Annotated in this window: 3 protein-coding genes and 1 pseudogene; all 4 read left to right on the top strand. The window is 36.7% G+C overall.

Translation table 11 applies throughout. From position 1 onward, the window contains the following. Positions 1 to 1,946: T9SS type B sorting domain-containing protein (locus BSF42_RS22190; RefSeq protein ID WP_141248498.1), on the top strand; the 1,946-nt coding region annotated here is incomplete at its 5' end. 108 nt (positions 1,947 to 2,054) lie between these two features. Continuing rightward, positions 2,055 to 3,047: a type IX secretion system membrane protein PorP/SprF gene (locus tag BSF42_RS22185; protein WP_095955278.1), complete on the top strand. Its 993-nt coding sequence runs from the start codon at positions 2,055 to 2,057 to the stop codon at positions 3,045 to 3,047. Positions 3,048 to 3,386: 339 nt separating this feature from the next. Continuing rightward, positions 3,387 to 4,625, top strand: a complete 1,239-nt coding sequence (locus BSF42_RS22180; protein WP_095955277.1) for a gliding motility-associated C-terminal domain-containing protein — start codon at positions 3,387 to 3,389, stop codon at positions 4,623 to 4,625. A 481-nt stretch (positions 4,626 to 5,106) separates the two neighbouring features. Next, positions 5,107 to 5,990: pseudogene (locus BSF42_RS22175) on the top strand (hypothetical protein); the annotation flags it as partial.

The raw sequence follows: 5,990 nt of genomic DNA, 5'->3' as shown, positions 1-5,990 counted from the left end.
CTGTCTTTGATGCGAAGTTACTTTCCTTTGGGGAAGATCTATGTCTGGGAACGGGTCCCGGAATTGTTATCGAATTTTCAAGCAGTGCTGCAGGGCCTTATATAATGGAATATGAAGTGGATGGAGTGCCCCAGCCGGCAGTGACCCTGAGCAGCAGTCCGCATACTTTAATGACCGCTCCGGCTCCTGTGGGCACTTATCATCTAACAAAAGTTACTGTCTCAGGATGCGAAATTACCTTGGATGAAATCATTACTATCGACAAAATTACTCCCCCTGTCTTTGATGCGAAGCTGGTGAAATACGGTGAAGATCTTTGCATGGGAATTGGTTCAGGCATTAAGCTCGAATTTTCAAGCAATGTTACAGGTCCTTATGTAGTAAAGTATGAAAAAGACGGTGTATTACAACCAGATGAATTAGTTGAAAGTAATCCATTTACTTTGATTGTCGCACCGGCGCTTCAGGGGACTTACCGCTTAATAAATGTTTTTGTGGCAGGATGTGATATTGCTTTGGATCAAACGCTCATTATTGACAACCAGGCAACTCTTCCTGTAGTTACTGCGCAATTGGGTAAATATGGAGAAGATCTTTGTTTAGGAATGGGGGCTGGTTTGGAAGTCGAACTTACAAGCAATGTATCAGGCCCCTTTTTAGTGGAATATGAAATTGACGGCTTGCCGCAGCCGGCAGTATCGATGGACACTAGTCCTTATACGTTAATCACGGCGCCGGCGCCTTTGGGAATATATCATTTAACCAAAATCTCTGCTCAAGGATGTGATTTCACCTTAAATGAAACTGTTAGTATAGATAAAAATACAGTACCACCCTTGAATGATATCAAGTGGGTTTTATATGGAGAAGATCCTCTTTTGGGAATAGGACCTGGCTTACAACTAGAATTTACCAGTACTGCTGGCGGACCTTACATAGTAGAATATGAAAAAGATGGAGTGTTGCAACCTTCAGTTTCAATGGACAGCAGTCCTTTTACGCTAATTGCAGCACCAGCTCCGCCAGGTAGATATAGTTTAAAAAAAATTACTTTTAGCGGATGTGATTTTCAATTAAGCGAAACGGCAATTATCGGCACAGGGGAAAGTCCTTACATCCGGGCACAGCTCGTATCTTATGGGGAGATCCCTTGTGTAAATGGTCCTGGTGTAGGAATTCAAATTGCAAGTAATATTACGGGGCCATACGTGATCGAGTATGAAATCAACGGCTTTCAGGAGTCTTCGTTAGTTGAAGGTAATAATTTTTCGATTATAAGACCAGTACCTGCTATGGCAGGAAACTATCGATTAACAAAAATATCGAAAGGAGATTTTGTTTTTTATTTTGATCATAAGCTTCTTATAAACAATATTCCGTTGCCGCCTAAGGCAGTCATTGAAGGAGAGTTGATGATTTGTGAAGGTTTCGGAACAATCCTAAAAGCTGCAACAGATCCACCCGATGCAGTAGTTGACTCTTACCAATGGGTCAAAGATAACACCAATATTTTAGGTGCGAATGAAAAAACTTTAGAGGCAGATACAGACGGAGATTATTTGGTCAGGATTACAGACAGTAATGGATGTGATTCAGTTTCTCCGGTGGTTCATGTAGCGGTCAGAACTAAGGAACAGTGTGGCGAAGGCACTCCTGAACCCATTCCAAGTCCTGATTATCCTAAGTTTTTTACCCCTAACGGCGATGGATTTAACGACAGCTGGCATTTCAAAAACTTTACTAATATGAGTAATGCTGAGATCGATATTTTTGACCGGTATGGGAAATTTATTGCCCATCTCACACAAAGCAGTCCGGGATGGGATGGTACTTATAACAACCAAGCGCTTTACGCTACAGATTACTGGTTTGTACTAACCTATGAAGATAAAAGTTATCCAGGTGTAAAAAGAAATCTTAAAGGGCATTTCTCTTTAAAAAGATAAAAGCATTGTTTGCAATAAATAAAGCCTTTTGCAATTAAAAGTCAATCTGGCTGCTGACTACTTGAGAGCTGCTTAACAACAAGTGTTCGGAGTTAAAAATTTTAAAATATGTATTCGAAAATTAATTATTTTTTAGCCGCTTTTTTCATAGTACTGACTTCTTTTGGACAGGAAGGTGTAGCGGTATATTCCGATTATTTATCAGATAATTATTATCTGATACATCCTTCAATGGCAGGAGCTGCAAATTGTGATAAGATACGATTGACAGCGCGAGGGCAGTGGTTCGGTCAGCAAGATGCACCGGCACTGCAGACACTTAGTTATAATGGCCGGATCGGGGAGAGATCTGGGGGAGGAATTATACTTTTCAATGACAGGAACGGCTATCACGCTCAAAAAGGAGTGAAGATTACCTATACACATCACATCCTTTTCTCACGAGATGAGATCGACTTGAACCAGTTTTCCTTTGGAATAAGCGGGGGTATAATTCAAAGTCAGCTCGATGAAACCGATTTTCCGCAATCCAACGATCCTGATCCTATTATCGCTGGGAATATGCAGAGTGAAACCTATGCTAATTTTGATGTCGGAGTTTCTTATAATTTTTTGGATATGTATTTTCATGCTACGGTTAAAAATATTTTCGAGTCTCGACGACGGATATACACCGATTACGAAAGTGATAATCTTAGAAAATACTTGTTAAGCGGTGGTTATATTTTTGGTGGCTATGATAGGTTGAAATGGGAACCTTCTATTTTAGTGCAGTATGCTGAAAGAACCCAGGAAAAATCACTTGATCTGAATCTGAAAGCATACAAAAATTTTGATGAAGGAATGATTTGGGGAGGTTTGTCCTACCGTACCGCAATCGGGGTTCAAAAAGTGAAGGGAAATACTGGTTCCAATCAAAAACTGCAATATGTTACTCCTATTTTTGGGGTTAATTACAAAAAAATTATGTTCGCCTATACGTATTCAGTGGTGTCCGGTGACGTTAAATATGATAATGGCGCATACCATCAAATTACATTGGGAATTAATTTGTCCTGTAGAAAAGAAAAATACGACTGTTATTGTCCAGCTGTAAATTGATAGTAAAGTTAGTATATACGTAGAAAAAAATTCTTCTTTATTTCAATGAAGAATTAGCAGTTTTTTTAATAATTAAAGACCGATTTATTGTTAACTGCTTGATTTTATTGCTTCCTGTCTTAATCTGATATTTTTTTGACGTATCAGGTTTTGATGGTTTCGTTCCTTTGCACCATAATTAATAGAAATAAAAACAGCTATAAATGATATTTGATTTTCAGGAGGCAGTAAAACAGAGGTAGTTTTTGAGATTATCAGTTCTTTTTAAAAGCATCTTTAGACTGTAGGAAAAAGAACATCGTTAGTTGCCAGCTGAATACATTATGTAAAAAAATTCTAATGAAAAATATAAGAATCATAGTCTTTTTCATTTTGTCTGTAAATATGAGTATTAAGGCGCAGGTAGTCAATATTGGTGAGATGGTTGTCAATCCTAATACGGTAGTTGGTATAGTTTCTGATTTTGATAATCAGCTGTCAGGAACAGTTTTAAACGACGGTGAAGTATATATATGGTCAGACTTTAAAAATGAGGGGCTGATAACTTTTTCACCTGAACAAGATGGTATAACTGTATTTGAGGGTAAGGAGCATCAAAAAATTGAAGGTAATGGAAGTACTGGATTTCAAAATTTACGTTTTAACAAAAGCAGTTCAGAGATCCCTATTGAATTACATACTGAGATAAGCGTTGCTTTAAAAGCTTATTTTACCACAGGTATTGTAAGTGCTGAAGATTATGAGGGGCTGTTAGTTTTTGAAAAAGGTGCAGCACATGCTAATACAAATAATAGCAGTTATTTCGATGGAAGTATTATAAAGAATGGAGATGAAGCTTTTATCTTTCCTACAGGACAAAACGGATATTACCGAAATTTGGAAATTGCCGCGACAAAAGAGGTTATAAGTAGTTTTAAAGGAAGTTATTATTATAAAAATTCTAACGAATTCTACCCGCACAGCAATAAAGCAGGTGCAATTAATCTGATAAATGAAAATGAATACTGGGTTTTGGAAAGATTAGGCGGCAATGCAAATGCAATACTTACGATAAGCTGGGATGAATTAACAACTACTCCATCCGCTATTGCAGCTGCGCCTCTGGAAGAGATACACATCGTGCGATGGAATGCTGATGAAAATATCTGGGTTGATGAGGGTGGAGTAGTAAATGAGTATGAGAAAACAGTTTCTACGCCGATAAGTGTTTCCGGTTATGGAGTTTTTACATTGGCCCGGGTTTCTATTTCAGGTATTGTACCCTGTAATAAATTGGTAGTCTACAATGCGGTTTCTGCCAATGGTGACGGTTTAAATGATTATTTTAAAATAGACGGTTTAAAGTCGTGCAGTGATGGTAATAATAAGGTGCAAATATACGACCGTTGGGGTGTAAAAGTATATGAAACAAATAATTATGATGAAAATGGAAATGTTTTCAGGGGGTATTCTGACGCTAAAAACATTATTGGCGGTACTAAATTGCTTCCTGCAGGGACTTACTTTTATGTTTTAACTATTAGTGGAGGCAGCAGTTCTCAAGCAATTAATAAGACGGGCTACTTATACCTGAACTAATTTTTTTGAAGATTTTAGTAAAGATTTTTTAGCCATGAATTGCAAGAAATAATCGGGTTGTTTGGTATATGGGTATTACAATTGCAATTTGTGGCTAATTTTTTAATAATTTTTTTTTTCCCTGCTAGTGACAAGTTTCGTCCTAATCTCGTCATGTTTTACAAGTAACTAAAAATTAATCTTCTATTATTGTGAATCGCAGATTTGACTTAGGTTTATAATATAAACTATGTTTTTATAAGTAACTTCTTATTTTTTTTTTAATAAATTTTAAGTGGGCTTTAAAAAAAAAAAACTTAAATTTAGTGGCTTAATGATTTAGTTTTTAGTCGATTAGGTTTTTTTTTGTTTTTTTTATTCTTATATAATGGAGAGTTTTTCAAAAAAAGCGATGACGCGTTATTGAAAAATTTAGAATAATAAAGTGTTTAAAAATGGAGTATTTATTAATCAAAGTGTATGCTTTGTAAAATTCAAACAAATGAAATATCTATATTCTTTTATTCTTTTTACCGGAGTGATTTTTGCTTGTCATTCGCAGATAAGTATAGGCGGATCATTACCAAATGAATCATCGCAGCTTGACGTGGTAGCCACCGATAAAGGAGTTTTAATTCCGCGTGTTAAATTGACCGGTACTAATGATGTAACTACAATTACTAATGGTAATGTAAATGGTTTATTGGTTTTTAATACTCAAAATGTTTCAGATGTTAAACCTGGGTTTTATTACTGGTTTGATTTTAAATGGTACAAAATAGTCAATCCTGATGATTTACAAGCTTTGGGTATATCTTCAGTTGCTAATACTTTAGTGGGAAAGGATCTGACCACCATTGTAAATGGTGTGAAAGGAAATACAGTTGATTTAACACCTGCTTTGGTATCTGCCACGACAAATGATTTAAGTCTTTCAGGAAAAGATTTGACATCAACGGTAAATGGAGTTTCCTCTGTAGTTGATCTGACCACGGCAGTTGCTGATGTTACGACAAATGATTTAGAGAATACAGTCAATACGATTACCTCTACTGTAAATGGAGTAAGCAAAACTGCACCTGCTGTAAACACGGTGGAAAACACCTTGACAGGAAAGAATTTAACAACGACAGTAAACGGTGTAGTAGGAACTCCTGTTGATTTAACACCAGCTTTAGCTGATGCTACAACAAATGATTTAACGCTTTCAGGAAAAGATTTGACATCAACGGTAAATGGAGTTTCCTCTGTAGTTGACTTGACAACGGCAGTTGCTGATGTTACGACAAATGATTTAGAGAATACAGTCAATACGATTACCTCTACTGTAAATGGAGTAAGCAAAACGGCACCTGCTGTAAACACGGTGGAAAACACCTTGACAGG

This window comes from Flavobacterium sp. ACN6, from assembly GCF_002304005.1.
GTDB lineage: Bacteria > Bacteroidota > Bacteroidia > Flavobacteriales > Flavobacteriaceae > Flavobacterium.
Note: the sequence above shows the minus strand (reverse complement) of the source record. Positions and strands in the feature narration are given on the sequence as shown.